Genomic DNA, 14,119 nt, shown 5'->3' on the forward strand with positions numbered 1-14,119 from the left:
GCTCCGCAGGTCTCGGGTAGCCCGCGGGTATGGCAAACCCGAAAGGTCTCGCGCTGGTCACCGGCGCCTCCAGCGGAATCGGCTTCGAACTGGCGAAGCTGTTCGCCGACGACGGCTACGACCTCGTCATAGCCGCTGACGACGATGCGATCCACGCCAGCGCGGACAAGCTGGCCACCGCCGGAGTCGAGGTGCGACCGGTCCAGGTCGACCTGCGTCGGCCGGACGAAGTGGAGCGGCTGTACCGCAGCGTCAGTGACGGCGGCACCCGACTGGCCGCCGCGGCGCTCAACGCGGGCATCGGGCGGGCGGGTCCGTTCGTCGGCGCCGACCTCGACAGCGATCTGAGCATCGTCGACCTCAACGTCCGGTCCACCGTGCACCTGGCCAAACTCGTCCTGACGGACATGGCGGAGGCCGGCACGGGCAAGGTGCTGTTCACTTCGTCGATCAGTTCGACGATGCCGGGATCGCTGCAAACCATCTACAACGCGTCGAAGTCGTTCGTGCAGTCGTTCGCGGAGGCGCTTCACGACGAACTGCGCGACACCGGTGTGAGCGTCACCTCGTTGATGCCGGGCCCGACGGCGACGGACTTCTTTCGGCGAGCAGGCATGCTCGACACCGTTATCGGCCGGATGCCCAAAGACGATCCCGCCGCGGTCGCCAAGCAGGGATATGACGCATTGATGCGTGGTGACCGCAAGGTGGTCGCGTCGTCGCTGCTGTCGAAGTCCATGGGGATGGTCAACCGGGTACTCCCCGACTCCGTGAAAGCGGTTGCCAGCCGGATGATTTCACTGCCGATAGGAAAAAGCAAATGACAGGGCCAGCAGCAATCGACAGCTCACTGACGGTCAAGCGCGACACCACCGCGACCAGGCAGCAGGTGTGGGACGTGGTGGCCGACGGTTGGACGTACTCGCAATGGGTGGTCGGCAACACCCGCATGCGAGCGGTTGAGCCGCAATGGCCCGCGCCAGGCAGCAAGATCCACCACACCATCGGCATCTGGCCTGTGGTGCTCAACGACGAGACCGAGGTCGAATCGTCGACGCCGCTCTCCGAACTCATCCTGCGCGCCAAGGGTCGGCCGTTCGGTGGCGCTCGAATTGTCCTGCGGCTGAGTGACATACCGGGGGGCAGCCGCATCGAGATGGCCGAGGTCCCGGTCGGCGGACCGCTCAGCCTGCTGCCGCGTCGACTGGGCTTGGCGGTGGCATACCCCAGGAACCGTGAATGTCTGGCGCGGTTGGCCGCGCTGGCCGAACGGCGGAAAGAGCCCGAGTGAGTGGGCAAACCGCCGACGCCGTGGTGATCGGGGCGGGTCACAACGGTTTGGTCGCCGCGGCCATGCTGGCCGACGCCGGGTGGAATGTGCTGGTCCTGGAGGCGCAGGACGAACCGGGTGGGGCGGTCAAGAGCGCCGAGTTGTTCCCCGGTTACATCAGCGATTTGTACAGTGCGTTCTACCCGCTGTCGGTGGCGTCGCCGGCGCTGCGGGCGCTGAACCTCGAGGATCACGGGCTGCGATGGTCGCACGCACCGGCGGTGGTCGGGCATCCGCGGTCGGCTGACGACGACGACGCGGCGGTGATCCACCACGAGATCGACCGCACCGCCGAAGATCTGGAGCGGCGGCAACGCGGTGACGGCGACCGCTGGCGGGCGTTGTTCGATCAGTGGCTTCGCATCAAGGAACCTCTGCTGTCGGCGCTTTTCTCGCCGTTCCCACCTGTTCGAGGGGCGGTCGGATTGCTGCGCAAGCTGGGCACAGCCGAGTCGCTGCGACTGGCGCATCGACTGCTGCTGCCCGCCGGGGTGATGGCCGAACAGTTGTTTGACGGCGAGGCGGCACGACTTCTGTTGTTGGGCAACGCCATGCACGCCGACGTGCCGATTGATGCGCCGGGAAGCGGTGTCATGGGCTACCTGCTGATCATGATGGCGCAGGACGGCGGATGGCCGGTGCCGGTCGGCGGCGCGGGGCAGTTGGCGGCGGCACTGGTGAACCGGGCGCGGTCCGCCGGTGCGCGCATCGAGTGCGGTCGGCAGGTCGATGGTATCGAGGTTCGGGGAGGACGCGCCGTCGCGGTGCACACCGCTGATGGCTCGACGGTGCGGATTCGGCGCGCCGTCGTCGCGGACACGTCCGCGCCGCGGTTGTACGTCGACTTGCTGCCTGCGCATGCCGTGCCCGATGCGGTACTCGACGATATGACGCATTTCGTGTGGGACACCCCGGTGTTGAAGATCAACTACGCGCTCGACAGCCCGATACCGTGGCGGTCGAAGGTCTTGAACGACACCGGCACCGTGCATCTCGGCGCTGACCACGACGGCTTGGTGCGTTGGATGGCCGATCTGAACACGGCCACGTTGCCGCAACGGCCGTTCATGCTGTTCGGTCAGATGACGACGGCCGACCCGAGTAGGTCGCAGGCAGGAACCGAAAGTGCCTGGGCATACACGCATCTGCCGCGTCGGGTAGCCGACGACGACTCCGCCGAGCAGGTGGCGCAGGCCGTCGACCGGGTGCTCGAGGAGCATGCCCCCGGCTTCACCGATCACGTCGTCGGCAAGCTGGTCCAGCGGCCCTCGGACCTGGAGGCCAGTGACGCCAATCTGCACACCGGCGCGGTGAACGGCGGCACGTCGCAGCTGTACCAGCAATTGATCTTCCGCCCGGCGCCGGGCTTCGGCCGGGCCGAAACACCTGTGCAGAACGTCTATCTGGGCAGCGCAGGCGCCCATCCCGGCGGCGGTGTGCATGGGGTCTGCGGCCGCAACGCCGCGCGCGCGGCACTGGCAGGCGACGGCGCACGGGGTTGGCCACGCAGGCGGCTCAACCGGATGGTGATGTCCGCGGCGTTCCGGTGAGGACTTCCACGGCGAGCAGACGCAAAACTGCCCTTTCTCGCTGCTTTTTGGGCAGTTTTGCGTCTGCTCGCGCAACTATGCGTCAGGTGCGTCGCCCCAGCTCTGAAGGAACGCCTCGGTCACGATCGCGGCATTGTCGGCCGCGATCTGCTTGTAAACGGCGAACGTGAACGGGTAGCCCGGCAGGTTCAGCGGATCGCCTGGCCCGTCCGACATACCGCGGATGCCGAGGAACGGAATGCCGTGTGCGTCGGCGACTTGTTGTGCCGCCGCGGTCTCCTGGTCGACCGCATCCACCGGTGGTGTGACCGGGTTCAACAGCCCCGTCAAGTTGCTGAAGAGTCCGAAGGCCACAAATGGCAGCACGGCCTGGAAGAAGTTGCCGGTGAACAGAAGCGAGAAGTCCGGGGCAGCACAGGGCTGCGCGCCGAAGATGTCGCCGACGAACGGGATCGACGGCAGCGCGGGAAACGCTGTGCCGTTGTTGTTGTCGTCGCTGGAACCGTTGCCGCCGACGTGCAGGTCTGGTTCGCGCCGCAGGTCGATGCGCGGGCCGGCGAACAGGCCGCAGAAGCAGCTGGGATCGCCGACGCTGTCGCGGCTGAGCAGGTCGACGTCGAGCGTGCTGGCGGCCGCCAACATGCCAGGGTCGACGGGATGCCACGTATGGCCATCGTCGGAGGTCCACCGGGCGGGCACGGCCACATCTCCGATCTCGGTGCGCCCCGATCCGCCTGCGACGCCCGAAAAGACCACGGCGTCAACACCGTTGAAATGGTCGAGTGCGATGTCGGTGGTCCGCGCCGCGTTGACCATTCCGATGCCGGTCATCGCGACGATGACCTTCTTGCCGCCGAGCGTGCCGAGGTAGAAATGATGGCCGTCGACGACCACCGAGGGGTTCGGATCGAGGGTGGTGCGCGCGAGGATCGCGTCGGTTTCGGCGGGGAAGGCCGACAGGATCAGGGTGCGTTGTTGTGTGGTCTGACTGGTCGTCGTTGCGTCCACGCGTGTTTGGGTCGGCGACGGCGACGAAAAGACGTGTTCGAATTCACGCCGCGCGAACGCCAGTAGCGTCCACAGCGACGGCGCCGCTGCGGGTGCCGCAGGAGCGCTGCTGGCGGCCACCGGGCGCAGGACCGCGTTCAGCACGGTCGACACCAGCGTGGTGACTGCGCGAACGACGTTGAGCTGCGGCGGTTTTGGCGTCGGCATTGCCCGTGTGAGGTTAGTCGGCGACTCCTCCGACGCGACCCGCAGCGAGGCTGTGACCGGTGGTGCTGCGGCGGGGGCTGGACCGACGGTATCGGCGGATTTGCTGGGCGCCGGATCGGTTCGCGTTGTCGCTTCGTGTTTCGCCTCGGATATCGGTGACGACTTCTTCGCCCGTGTGGGCTCGGCCGCCGCGGGCTCCTTGTTCTTCTTGGGCGGCTTCGGCGGCCTGGGCGGCCTGGCCGGCTTGGGTGTCTCCGCGGTCGCAGTGTCTGGTGGCTGCGCCGTGCCGGTGGGCTTGGTGGCGTCGTCGGTCGCGCTGGAGGTGGTGGCGCCATCGGTGCCACCGGATTCGTCGGCCCACGCGACACCGGTCCCCGTCCACAGAGTCGCACCGAGCGCCAGGGCGGCGACCAAGCCGCCGACCCGACGTGCACCTGCCTTGTGAGGCATTCGGTATGTATATCGCCGACAGCCCCGCGATGGGCCGGAACCGGCCGCCGTGTTTGCTCAGGCGGTGTCGCGGTATGTCTCCAGATAGCGACGCATCCGGTCGGGGTGCTTGGCGCTGTCCCGCTCGCTGAGAATGCGTTGCGCGGTGCCAGCGGGGTAACCGTGCTTCGCCAGCCGATGTTCGACGGCGGGGTCGAAGTAGGCGGCCGAGTAGATCAACGCCAACACCAGCCCGCAGCCGACACCGACCCAGGCGATCCAGCCGGATCCCAGCGCGATCAGCAGCACGGCGGCCAGCGGCACCACTTGCACGACCGCACGGACGATCTGGCGCTCCCATCGGGTCCGACCGGTGAGATCACGCAGCACCCATTCGCGGTAGCGGGATCCGAGGGTGCCGCCGAACGTGTACCAAATCCAGCGCAGAGGGTCGGGGCGCGGGGTCATCGGTCCAACTCCGCATCGAGCGCACCTGCCGCCAGCGCAGCGGTGTTGATTCCAGTGAGGACCTGGTGGAGGTGCTCCAACTCGGACAGCCCGACGCCCAGGCGCTCGACCACCGCGGGCGGCACCGCCAGAGCCTGCTCGCGCAACTCCCGGCCCTTCGCCGTGAGCTCGACGTGGGTGGTGCGTTCGTCGGCCTCGCTGCGCGACCGGGTGATCAGGCCCTGAGCCTGCAGCCGCTTGAGCATCGGTGACAGGGTGGCCGAATCCATTTGCAGCAAGCGCGCGATGTCCTTGACCGACAACGGCTGGCCGCCGGCCTTCGCGTTGTCCCACAGCGACAGCATCACGAGGTACTGCGGGTGGGTCAGGCCGAGCGGCTCGAGCAAGGGCCGGTACACCGCAAGCACCGCACGGTTGGTGACAGCGAGCGCAAAACACACCTGGCGCTCCAACGCCAGCGGATCGAGGTCCGTGGCCAGTCGATTCGTCATGGCTTTTCCTCTGATAGTTAGGGTACGATTAGTTAGCGTACTACCAATCTTGAACGCCGCTGCGCGCCGATACAGTTCGCGCTGCCATGAGAGATGGGTCACTACCTGCCCAACGGACGACAGCCAATAACTGTCGTTGGCGTTAATATGGCTGCAGTAAGCTGACCTTTGCTACTGCAAACACTGATCTCGGGGAGTCAACATCACATGTGGTCAAATGCGGTTCGGGTGGTGATCGCCGGCGCGGCGGTCTCGCTGATGTTTGCCCCGTCCGCAGCGGCCGACAACGCCGGTTTCCTGCACGCGTTGGTCCCCACGTACAACAATGTGACGCCCCAGCAGTTGCTTGCCGCGGGCTACAACGCATGCAATTCGATCCGCGGCGGGATGAACTCCACCGACGCCATGCTTCAGGTGCAGAACGAGATCGGCGTATCGGTACCCGCGGCCGGCGACATTGTCTCGGCCGCTGTGGTCCACCTCGGCTGCTGACTCCCGACAGCAGAGCAAGTCACTGCTGGAAGCGGTAACCCATACCGGCTTCGGTCAACAGGTGCACCGGATGTGACGGGTCGTTTTCGAGTTTGCGACGCAACTGCGCCAAATACACCCGCAGATAATGGGTTTCCTTCGCGTAGGCCGGACCCCAGACCTCTTTGAGCAGTTCTTCGCGGCCGACGAGCTTGCCGCGGTTGCGCACCAGCATCTCGAGCATGCCCCACTCCGTAGGCGTCAAGTGCACCTCCGAACCGTTTTTCGTGACCTTCTTCGCGGCGAGGTCGACGGTGAAGGACGACGTTTCGATCACTGGTTCGTCGGTGTCGGAGGACGCGGTGCCTCGACGCACTGCGGCACGCAACCGAGCGAGGAATTCATCCATGCCAAAGGGTTTGGTGACGTAGTCGTCGGCGCCGGCATCGAGCGCCTCGACCTTGTCGGCGGAGTCCGTGCGCGCCGACAGCACGATGACCGGCGCGGTGAGCCAGCCCCTCAGTCCGCCGAGCACTTCGATACCCGACATATCCGGCAGCCCGAGGTCGAGCACGATGACGTCGGGCCGGTGGTCGGCCGCCGAGCGCAGCGCCTCCGCGCCATTGGCGGCCGTAGTGACTTCATATCCGCGCACCGACAGGTTGATCCGCAACGCGCGCAGGATCTGGGGTTCGTCGTCGATGACCAGTACCCGGGTCTTCTGCGGGGTCATGCCGCGCCGTCCTGCGGTGCGGCGAGGTCGATTTCGACGGTGAGGCCGCCGCCGGGGGTGTCTGTCGAAGAAATCGTGCCGCCCATCGCCTCGACGAAACCGCGCGCAACCGAGAGACCCAGGCCGACGCCGCTGCTGGTGTCGTGGTCACCGAGTCGCTGAAACGGTGCGAACATCTGGTCTTCTGCGCCGCGGGGGATGCCGGGTCCTTCGTCGACGACCGCGATCAGCACGCGTTCTCCCACTTGCCCCGCGGTGACGCGCACCGGGCTGTCCGGCGCGTAGCGCAGCGCATTGTCGATCAGGTTGGCCAGCACCCGCTCCAGCAGACCGCTGTCCGCCATCGCCACCGCATCGCCCACGTCGACCTTGACCCGGTCGACGCCCTGGCGTCGAAAACCCGTGACGCCCCTACTGATTCCCAACAGAGCTCGCTGGACGGTTTCCTCGAGGTACACCCGCCGCAGTTCGGGCCGGAGCACACCGGCCGCCAACCGCGACGAGTCGAGCAGGTTGCCGACCAGTGCGGTCAGTTGGTCGATGGACTCCTCGATGGTGGCCAGCAATTCGGCGGTGTCCTCAGCGGAAAAGTGGATGTCGTCGCTGCGCAGGCTGGACACCGCGGCCTTGGCGGCGGCCAAGGGAGTGCGCAGGTCGTGGCTGACGGCCGACAGCAGGGACCGCCGTAGCTCGTCGGCTTGGGCGATCGCTTCGGCTTTGCCCGCCTCTTCGGTCAATTCACGCTGCTTGACCAGACCGGCCGCTTGTTTCGCGACCGCGCCGAGCACCCGGCGATCGCGGGCGGCCAGCTTGCGGCCCGCCATCAACAGCCAGAACTCGTCATCGCCGACTTCGATTGCGGTGTCGGCGGTGTCGACGTCCACGCAGGGATCCGTGCCCACGCATCCGACGATCCCAGCGCCTTCCCGCAGCAGGCTGACCGCACGCTGTGAATAGGTCTCCCGCACGCGTTCCAGCAGCGTGTTCAGGTCCGCGCCGCGCAGCACCGACCCGGCGAACAGCGCGAGCAGTTCCGCCTCCTGTGAGGCGCGTCGTGCCTCCCGTGCCCGACTTGCCGCTCCGTCGACCAACGCGGCCACCGCGACCGCGACGAGCAACAGCACCACCACCGTCACCGCGCTGTCGGGTTCGGCGATGGTGAACGTGTAACGCGGCGCGACAAGGAAGTAGTTCAACAGCAGACCGGACAGCAGCGCCGACAACGCCGCCGGTGCCACGCCACCGAGCAATGCGACGATCAGCACGCCGATGAAGAAGATCGCGCTCTCGCCACCGATACCCAGATACGGGTCAAGCAGATAGACGATCACCGCACAGATCGCGGACGGAACGACGATGGCGGCAAGCCACGACATCGCATGGTGTTGCCGAGGGGTGATCCGCGCCAAAACCGAACTGCGGCTTGCTTGGTCGTGGGTGACCATGTGCACGTCGATCTTGCCGGACTGCTGCACCACCGAGGCGCCGATTCCCTCGTCGAAGATGCGGGCCCACCGCGACCGCCGCGACGTGCCGATGACCAACTGGGTGGCGTTCTCGTCACGCGCGAAATCCAGCAGCGCACTGGGCACGTCGTCGCCGACCACGGTGTGCAGGGTGGCGCCCAGGCTGATGGCCAACTCGCGCACCTTGCCCATCTGCGGCGCGGACACCCCGGTGAGCCCGTCGCCGCGAACCACGTGCACCACCATCAGTTCCGCGCTGGACTTCGATGCGATGCGTGACGCCCTGCGCACCAGGGTTTCCGACTCCGCGCCGCCCGTGACGGCGACGACGACGCGCTCGCGTGCCTCCCAGGTGTCGGTGATCTGGTTCTCCTGGCGGTATTTCTCGAGTGCGGCGTCGACCTGGTCGGCAAGCCACAACAGCGCCAGTTCTCTTAGTGCCGTCAGGTTTCCGCGGCGGAAGTAGTTGGACAACGCGGCGTCGACGCGCTCAGGTGCGTAGACGTTTCCGTGGGCGAGCCTGCGCCGCAACGCCTCCGGGGTGATGTCGACGAGTTCGATCTGGTCGGCGGCGCGAACGACTTCGTCGGGCACCTTTTCTTGTTGTTCGATACCGGTGATCTGGGTAACGACGTCGTTGAGGCTTTCCAGGTGCTGCACGTTGACCGTCGAGATCACGGTGATGCCGGCGTCGAGCAGTTCTTCGACGTCCTGCCAGCGCTTGGGGTTCTTGCTGCCGGGAGTGTTGGTGTGGGCGAGTTCGTCGACGAGCACCACGTGCGGCTGACGTCGGAGCACCGCGGCCACGTCGAGTTCACCGAAGAGCTTGCCGCGGTACTCGATGTACTTGGGCGGCACCGTCTCGATGCCCTCGAGCAGGTCGGCGGTCTTCCTGCGGCCATGCGTCTCGACGACCGCGGCCACCAGGTCGGTGCCCCGTTCCAGTCGGCGGTGCGCCTCGCCCAGCATCGCGTACGTCTTACCGACGCCGGGGGCTGCGCCGAGATAGATGCGCAGCTCCCCGCGTTTGGGTGCGTGCTGGGACGTACTCACACGATCATCATCCACCCGGGTACTTCTGATCGAGCGCGATATTCAGCGTCAACACGTTGACCGTCGGCTCACCGAAGAAGCCCAGCCAGCGGCCGTCGGTGTTGTCCGCGACGAGTTCCTTGACCTGATCGGCGCTGATCCCGCGGGCCCGGGCCACCCGGTTCAGCTGCAGGTCCGCGTAGGCGACCGAGATGTCCGGATCGAGGCCGCTGCCGCTGGCGGTGACGGCGTCGGCGGGCACCTTCGGGTCCGCAGGGGCCGCGCCACGAACCGGCACGATCTGGCCGATGCTGTAGTCCTCGCCCGACTTTGCGCATTCGACGCGCACACCTTCGAAGGTGTTCAGGAATGGGGCCTTCGTCGTCTCGCACGGCTCGTTGACACTGACGACGCGGGTCGGGTGCACGACGTTGCCGCTTGCATCACGGGGTCCGATCACCGACAGCACCGCGCCGACGCCGCCGCCGGTGCAGAACGGGCGCGCGCCGTTCACCCCTTCGAGCTGGCCGACCGCCACACTGCGCGAGCAGACCTGGGTGAGCAGGCTCGGCTTGTCTTCGGCTGGATTGCCGGCACCGCCGGCGGCGGCTGGATTGTCGGCACCGCCGACGGGGGAGTCGACGATGCTTTCCGGGCCGAGGTTGCTCGCGCTGGTGGACAGCGGGTCGTAGCCGTCGCCCGCTGCCGACGGGCGGCTCTGGAAGTACTTGGCCAGCGCGTTGCCGTCTTTGTCGGTGAACGACTGCCCAATCAGGCTGCTGCCCACCGGCTTTCCGTTGGCCTCGATGATCGAGCCGTTCGCCTTATCGCGCAGACTGGGGATCTGGGCGACAAGCCAGATGAACAGGGGGTAGGCGAGGCCGACGATGACAGTGAGGACGAGCAGCGCGCGCAGCGCGGCCCAGTGTTGACGAACCAGATGCGAGATTTTCATGGTCACATTCCCGGTAAGAATTGGATGACGAGGTCGATGAGCTTGATGCCGATGAACGGCGCGATGATGCCGCCGAGACCGTAGATGTAGAGGTTGCGCCTCAACAGTTTCGACGCGCTGCTCGGTGTGTAGCGCACTCCACGCAGCGACAGCGGGATCAGCGCGACGATGATGATCGCGTTGAAGATCACCGCGGACAGGATCGCCGACTGCGGGCTGTGCAGGCGCATGATGTTCAGCAGATCCAGGCCGGGGAACAACGCCACGAACATCGCCGGAATGATGGCGAAGTACTTGGCGATGTCGTTGGCGATGGAGAACGTCGTCAGCGCGCCACGGGTGATCAGCAGTTGCTTGCCGATCTCCACGATCTCGATGAGCTTGGTCGGGTCGGAGTCGAGATCGACCATGTTGCCGGCCTCTTTGGCCGCCGATGTGCCGGTGTTCATTGCGACGCCGACGTCGGCCTGCGCCAGCGCGGGCGCGTCGTTGGTGCCGTCACCGGTCATCGCGACCAGGTTGCCGCCTGCCTGCTCCTTCTTGATCAGCGCCATCTTGTCCTCGGGCGTGGCCTCGGCGAGGAAGTCGTCGACGCCGGCCTCGTCGGCAATGGCCTTGGCGGTCAAGGGGTTATCGCCGGTGATCATCACCGTGCGGATGCCCATCCGGCGCATCTCGTCGAACCGTTCCCGCATGCCCTGCTTGACGACGTCTTTGAGGTGGATGACACCCAAGATTGATGCGGTGCCTCCGACGAGCTGACCGACGACCAGCGGGGTGCCGCCTGCGGCGGAGATACCGTCGACGATGTCGCCGAGTTCGGTTGTCACACGACCGCCCTCCGAGCGCACCCACTCGGAGACCGAGCTGGCCGCGCCCTTGCGCAGGGAATGCCCGTTCTCGAGGTCGACGCCGGACATCCGGGTCTGAGCGCTGAACTCGACCCAGTGCGCCTTGTCGAGTTCGCCGGGTGTGCGGGCACGTAACCCATACTCCTGCTTGGCGAAGATCACGATGGAGCGGCCCTCGGGGGTCTCGTCGGCCAGGCTGGACAACTGCGCGGCGTCGGCCAACTCGTGCGGCGTGACACCCGTCAGCGGCACGAACGCGGCGGCCTGCCGGTTGCCAAGGGTGATGGTGCCGGTCTTGTCGAGCAGCAGCGTGTTGACATCACCTGCGGCCTCGACGGCGCGACCGGACATGGCCAGGACGTTGCGCTGCACGAGGCGGTCCATGCCTGCGATGCCGATGGCGGACAGCAGCGCCCCGATGGTGGTGGGGATCAGGCAGACCAGCAGCGAGACCATCACGATGCCGGATACGCCGTTGCCGTTGAGCGCCAACGAATCCGGCACGCCTGGGTTGTTGGCCTTGGAGAAGATGGCCAGCGGCTGCAGGGTCGCGACGGCGAACACGAAGATGATGGTGAGCGACGCGAGCAGAATGTTGAGCGCGATCTCGTTGGGCGTCTTCTGCCGGTTGGCGCCCTCGACCAGTGCGATCATCCGGTCGATGAAGCTCTCGCCGGGCTTCTGCGTGATCTTGACGACGATGCGGTCGGAGAGCACGGTGGTGCCGCCGGTGACGGCCGAGCGGTCGCCGCCGGATTCGCGGATGACGGGCGCGGATTCGCCGGTGATGGCCGATTCGTCCACCGAGGCAATGCCTTCCACGACGTCGCCGTCACCGGGGATGGTCTGGCCGGCCTCGACGACCACCAGGTCGCCCTGCTGCAGCAGGGGAGCGGCGACTTGTTCTTCCCGGCCGGGGGCGCCTGGCAGCCAGTCGACGAGCCTGCGGGCCATGGTCGCCGTCTTGGTCCTGCGCAGCGACTCGGCTTGTGCCTTACCGCGGCCCTCGGCCACGGCTTCGGCGAGGTTGGCGAAAATGACTGTCAGCCAGAGCCATATCACGGTCAGCCAGCCGAACCAGGTCGGCTCGGTGATGGCCAGGATGGTGCTCCAGACGGCGCCGATCTCGACGATGAACATGACGGGGTTGCGCCACAGCGTGCGGGGATCCAGTTTGCGCAGCGCGTCGGGCAGCGACGTCCACAGCATCTTGGGGTCCATTAGGCCGCCGCCAACGCGCTTGTCGGCGTAGGGTTTCGGCTGGGCGGGTGGGGACAGGAGGGTTGGTGCGGACATCAGTGGATTCCTTCAGCGAGGGGTCCGAGCGCGAGCATCGGGAGGAAGGTGAGGGCAACGACGATCAGCGTGACGCCGGCGACCATGCCGACGAACTGTGGGCGGTGGGTCGGCAGGGTGCCGATGGATTCCGGTGCCTTGCCCTGTTTGGCCAGCGACCCGGCCAGCGCCAGCACGAAGATGATCGGCAGCAGCCTGCCGAAAATCATGGCGAGACCGAGAGCGGTGTTGTACCAGTCGGTGTTGGCCGACAGGCCGGCGAACGCCGAACCGTTGTTGTTGGCCGCCGAGGTCAACGCGTAGAGCACCTCGGACAGACCGTGCGGTCCGGTGTTGAGCATGCCGGCCCGCTGGCCGGGCATCGCCATCGCGACGGCCGTGCCGGTCAGTACCAGCAGCGGCGTGATCAGGAAATACGTTGCGGCGAGCTTGATTTCACGCGGAGTGATTTTCTTTCCGAGGTACTCCGGGGTGCGGCCGACCATCAGCCCCGCGACGAACACGGTGATGATGGCCAACACGAGCATGCCGTACAGGCCGGAGCCGACGCCGCCGGGCGCGACCTCGCCCAATTGCATGTTGAACATTGTGAGCATGCCACCGAGGCTGGTGTAGGAGTCGTGGAACGAGTCCACCGCGCCGGTGGACGTCAGCGTCGTCGCGGTCGCGAATACCGCGGAATCCGGTACGCCGAACCGTTGTTCGACGCCTTCCATCGCCGATCCGATTGCGGTGGGCACGGTTCCGTGCGCCTGGATCTGGAACCACATCATGAAGCTGACGCTGAGGGTGGCGATGACGCCCATCACCGCGACGATCGCATAGCCCTGCTTCTTGCTCTCCACCATCCGGCCGAATGTGCGGGGCAGCGAGAAGGCGATGCAGCAGATCAAAAAGATTTCGATCCAGTTCGTCCATGAGGTCGGGTTCTCGAACGGGTGCGCGGAGTTGGCGTTGTAGAAGCCGCCGCCGTTGGTGCCGAGTTCCTTGATGACTTCCTGGCTGGCCACCGGGCCGCCGGTGATGGTCTGCTGACCGCCGGTCAGTGTATTGACGATCTGGTCGTGCAGGTGGAAGTTCTGGATGGCGCCACCGGCGATTAGCAGGATGGCGGCAATCACCGAGATGGGCAACACGATTCGGATACTGCCGCGGACGAGGTCCACCCAGAAGTTGCCGAGTTCAGTGGTGTTGCGGCGGGCGAGGCCACGCACGAAGGCCATGGCCACTGCCATGCCAACGGCGGCGGAGACGAAGTTCTGCACCGCGAGGCCGGCCATCTGCACGAGGTGGCCCTGTGTGGATTCACCCGAATACGCTTGCCAGTTCGTGTTGGCCACGAAGCTGATCGCGGTGTTCCACGCGAGTGCCGGAGTCATCTTGGTGGCGGGATCGTTGAGGTGAAGCGGCAGCTTGCCTTGCACCAGTTGGAAGACGAACAGGAACAGGACGCTGACCGCGGAGAAGGCGAGCACGCTGCGGGCGTAGGCGCCCCAGGTCTGCTCGGCTTTCGGGTCGGCGCCGATCAGCCGGTAGATGAGGCGTTCGGGTCGGGAGTCCTTCGTGGAGCTGTAGACCCGATACATGTAGTCGCCCAGCGGCACGTGCACCGCCACCAGCGCGATGATCATCGATGCGAGGAACAGGATCCCCGCCGTTTGGGAACTCAAGGCACTCACTAGAACCTCTCGGGGAAGAGCAACGCGGCGAAGAGGAACAGGGCCAGCAGGACCGCGAGGATCAGGCCCACGATGTTTTGACTCACAGGTTCTCGACCCACTTCTCAACCAGGCCGAGCAGGGCGAAGATTGCCACCGTCAGCACGATGAATA

Annotated in this window: 13 protein-coding genes; 4 read left to right on the top strand and 9 right to left on the bottom strand. The window is 66.2% G+C overall.

Annotation, left to right across the window (positions count from 1 at the left end):
* The first annotated feature begins 29 nt into the window (after positions 1-29).
* The 3 genes from ACGFK1_RS09410 to ACGFK1_RS09420 are packed head-to-tail and all read left to right on the top strand — an operon-like array spanning position 30 to position 2,880.
* Entirely contained in the window at positions 30-824 is a 795-nt protein-coding gene (locus ACGFK1_RS09410; protein WP_393427997.1) for an SDR family NAD(P)-dependent oxidoreductase, read from the top strand.
* Entirely contained in the window at positions 821-1,291 is a 471-nt protein-coding gene (locus ACGFK1_RS09415) for an SRPBCC family protein (protein ID WP_393427998.1), read from the top strand. The genes ACGFK1_RS09410 and ACGFK1_RS09415 overlap by 4 nt, the downstream gene beginning before the upstream one ends.
* The gene (locus ACGFK1_RS09420; RefSeq protein WP_393427999.1) at positions 1,288-2,880 is read left to right on the top strand and encodes a phytoene desaturase family protein; all 1,593 of its coding nucleotides are present in this window, start codon (positions 1,288-1,290) and stop codon (positions 2,878-2,880) included. Before ACGFK1_RS09415 ends, ACGFK1_RS09420 begins: the two co-directional genes overlap by 4 nt.
* Before the next feature lie 75 nt (positions 2,881-2,955).
* Here ACGFK1_RS09420 and ACGFK1_RS09425 read toward each other — a convergent pair whose 3' ends face one another.
* The 3 genes from ACGFK1_RS09425 to ACGFK1_RS09435 are packed head-to-tail and all read right to left on the bottom strand — an operon-like array spanning position 2,956 to position 5,483.
* On the bottom strand, positions 2,956-4,545 hold the full coding sequence (locus ACGFK1_RS09425; protein ID WP_393428000.1) for a 5'-methylthioadenosine/S-adenosylhomocysteine nucleosidase: 1,590 nt from the start codon (positions 4,543-4,545) through the stop codon (positions 2,956-2,958).
* Positions 4,546-4,602: 57 nt separating this feature from the next.
* Entirely contained in the window at positions 4,603-4,992 is a 390-nt protein-coding gene (locus tag ACGFK1_RS09430; RefSeq protein ID WP_393428001.1) for a DUF5313 family protein, read from the bottom strand.
* The gene (locus ACGFK1_RS09435) at positions 4,989-5,483 is read right to left on the bottom strand and encodes a MarR family winged helix-turn-helix transcriptional regulator (protein ID WP_393428002.1); all 495 of its coding nucleotides are present in this window, start codon (positions 5,481-5,483) and stop codon (positions 4,989-4,991) included. The genes ACGFK1_RS09430 and ACGFK1_RS09435 overlap by 4 nt, the downstream gene beginning before the upstream one ends.
* A gap of 228 nt (positions 5,484-5,711) precedes the next feature.
* On the opposite strand from ACGFK1_RS09435, the gene ACGFK1_RS09440 reads away from it, so the two are divergent.
* The gene (locus ACGFK1_RS09440) at positions 5,712-5,975 is read left to right on the top strand and encodes a DUF732 domain-containing protein (protein ID WP_393428003.1); all 264 of its coding nucleotides are present in this window, start codon (positions 5,712-5,714) and stop codon (positions 5,973-5,975) included.
* Positions 5,976-5,994: 19 nt separating this feature from the next.
* Here ACGFK1_RS09440 and ACGFK1_RS09445 read toward each other — a convergent pair whose 3' ends face one another.
* Genes ACGFK1_RS09445 through kdpF form a run of 6 tightly spaced genes read right to left on the bottom strand, consistent with a single transcriptional unit; the run spans position 5,995 to position 14,067 of the window.
* Positions 5,995-6,687, bottom strand: a complete 693-nt coding sequence (locus tag ACGFK1_RS09445; RefSeq protein ID WP_393428004.1) for a response regulator — start codon at positions 6,685-6,687, stop codon at positions 5,995-5,997.
* Positions 6,684-9,236 carry a DUF4118 domain-containing protein gene (locus tag ACGFK1_RS09450; protein ID WP_393428450.1) on the bottom strand — a complete coding sequence of 851 codons (2,553 nt, stop codon included), beginning with the start codon at positions 9,234-9,236 and terminating at the stop codon, positions 6,684-6,686. Before ACGFK1_RS09450 ends, ACGFK1_RS09445 begins: the two co-directional genes overlap by 4 nt.
* A complete protein-coding gene (locus tag ACGFK1_RS09455; RefSeq protein WP_393428005.1) occupies positions 9,214-10,140 on the bottom strand; it encodes a potassium-transporting ATPase subunit C in 927 nt (308 codons plus the stop codon). Before ACGFK1_RS09455 ends, ACGFK1_RS09450 begins: the two co-directional genes overlap by 23 nt.
* Before the next feature lie 2 nt (positions 10,141-10,142).
* Positions 10,143-12,287, bottom strand: a complete 2,145-nt coding sequence (gene kdpB, locus ACGFK1_RS09460) for a potassium-transporting ATPase subunit KdpB (protein WP_393428006.1) — start codon at positions 12,285-12,287, stop codon at positions 10,143-10,145.
* A complete protein-coding gene (gene kdpA, locus ACGFK1_RS09465; RefSeq protein ID WP_393428007.1) occupies positions 12,287-13,957 on the bottom strand; it encodes a potassium-transporting ATPase subunit KdpA in 1,671 nt (556 codons plus the stop codon). The genes kdpB and kdpA overlap by 1 nt, the downstream gene beginning before the upstream one ends.
* An 8-nt stretch (positions 13,958-13,965) precedes the next feature.
* On the bottom strand, positions 13,966-14,067 hold the full coding sequence (gene kdpF, locus ACGFK1_RS09470) for a K(+)-transporting ATPase subunit F (protein ID WP_393428008.1): 102 nt from the start codon (positions 14,065-14,067) through the stop codon (positions 13,966-13,968).
* Positions 14,068-14,119: the final 52 nt, after the last annotated feature.

This window comes from Mycobacterium sp. NPDC048908 (genome assembly GCF_043197955.1).
GTDB lineage: Bacteria > Actinomycetota > Actinomycetes > Mycobacteriales > Mycobacteriaceae > Mycobacterium.

What these genes read in the sequence shown, in the direction of transcription:
- ACGFK1_RS09455 (WP_393428005.1), bottom strand. Translation starts at nt 10,140, where the DNA reads ATGAAAATCTCGCATCTGGTTCGTCAACACTGGGCCGCGCTGCGCGCG.
- ACGFK1_RS09430 (WP_393428001.1), bottom strand. Translation starts at nt 4,992, where the DNA reads ATGACCCCGCGCCCCGACCCTCTGCGCTGGATTTGGTACACGTTCGGC.
- ACGFK1_RS09445 (WP_393428004.1), bottom strand. Translation starts at nt 6,687, where the DNA reads ATGACCCCGCAGAAGACCCGGGTACTGGTCATCGACGACGAACCCCAG.
- kdpB (WP_393428006.1), bottom strand. Translation starts at nt 12,287, where the DNA reads ATGTCCGCACCAACCCTCCTGTCCCCACCCGCCCAGCCGAAACCCTAC.
- ACGFK1_RS09415 (WP_393427998.1), top strand. Translation starts at nt 821, where the DNA reads ATGACAGGGCCAGCAGCAATCGACAGCTCACTGACGGTCAAGCGCGAC.
- ACGFK1_RS09435 (WP_393428002.1), bottom strand. Translation starts at nt 5,483, where the DNA reads ATGACGAATCGACTGGCCACGGACCTCGATCCGCTGGCGTTGGAGCGC.
- ACGFK1_RS09410 (WP_393427997.1), top strand. Translation starts at nt 30, where the DNA reads ATGGCAAACCCGAAAGGTCTCGCGCTGGTCACCGGCGCCTCCAGCGGA.
- ACGFK1_RS09425 (WP_393428000.1), bottom strand. Translation starts at nt 4,545, where the DNA reads ATGCCTCACAAGGCAGGTGCACGTCGGGTCGGCGGCTTGGTCGCCGCC.